At 50.0% G+C, this 1,023-nt stretch carries 2 protein-coding genes; both read right to left on the reverse strand.

The features are described from left to right. Positions 1–30: 30 nt before the first annotated feature. Positions 31–264 carry a hypothetical protein gene (locus AC1DWI_RS24325; RefSeq protein ID WP_477670780.1) on the reverse strand — a complete coding sequence of 78 codons (234 nt, stop codon included), beginning with the start codon at positions 262–264 and terminating at the stop codon, positions 31–33. A 407-nt stretch (positions 265–671) separates the two neighbouring features. Further along, positions 672–866, reverse strand: a complete 195-nt coding sequence (locus AC1DWI_RS24330) for a hypothetical protein (protein WP_477670779.1) — start codon at positions 864–866, stop codon at positions 672–674. Positions 867–1,023 lie beyond the last annotated feature (157 nt).

Consider the following 1,023-nt stretch of genomic DNA (forward strand, 5'->3'; position numbering starts at 1 on the left):
AGATGATCTATTGCGATTTCTAATTAGTCTTCAATATTTAGAGATCATTGCAATCAGACCACCAATCGCTTCAACGGCAAAGAAAAAAACAAGACCCCACTTCATTACGAAGGCATCTTGGGGGAAGTGTTCCCTTAAACGAGAGAATGCTTTCCGATATTCAGTCTCCCCGGAGAAATAAGCTTTGTGCTTACTAAATAAGTAGACCAAGTACACGAAAAGAAAAAACCCAGCGGTTCCAAATAGAAGGGCAATTATTTTCATGTAGTTTTTTTAATTAGCTGAAAGTTGTTGAATTGCGCTGAGGTTTGACCCCCAACTGTCGCCTTCAGCCAAGAAAGGGCTGTGACGTCTGTCTCCACGAGAAGGATGTTCACGATCCTCGCGAATGTATGCGATTTCCAGGAGGATTGGCCGATAGTTGGATTCGCCTGCTGTCGCGCCGACCAGGATTTGCATGTTCTGAGAAACTTCCCAATGAGCGCTCCCGGCTTACCAGGCAGCCAGCCGTTGACAACCAATTCCTCATGAGAAATATGGTCACAAGCCAATAGGGACGAGCGCAAGCAGCTACAAAAATATTAGCGCCAGGACTCGCTGGATATCACGGCCGACGGCAACCGGGCGGAAGCCGTCGGGCGATTTCAGCGAGCAATATGCTTCAACGCCATTTACTGCCAGTTGGCAGCAATCACCGGCGCCAGACTGCTCTGGTAGCTGGCAGGCAGGGTGGTCTCACCCGCTGCTGGCGGGCTGAACGATGCCATGGCCTGCACCAGATTGTTGACCTGGGTGTTGAGCAGGGCATGCCCATCGCTCACCTGAAAGACTTCGATCTGGTTGAACATGCTGGCGTACCAGTCCAAGTTTTTGTCCGCACCCCCTCGGGTCAAGCTTCAGCGAAATTCAGGACTCGTGTTTCGCATCATGTGCGTCAAAACGACACCGCCTCCTCTATTTGAAGAGGTGCTAATTATTCCAAACGCACACATGCCGGTTAACTCCTTCGGTGCACATGCATAG

The sequence above is a fragment of the Polaromonas sp. P3_C2 genome, assembly GCF_056402675.1.

Excerpts from the sequence above, each read along its gene's own strand:
- AC1DWI_RS24325 (WP_477670780.1), bottom strand. The coding sequence starts at position 264 with ATGAAAATAATTGCCCTTCTATTTGGAACCGCTGGGTTTTTTCTTTTC.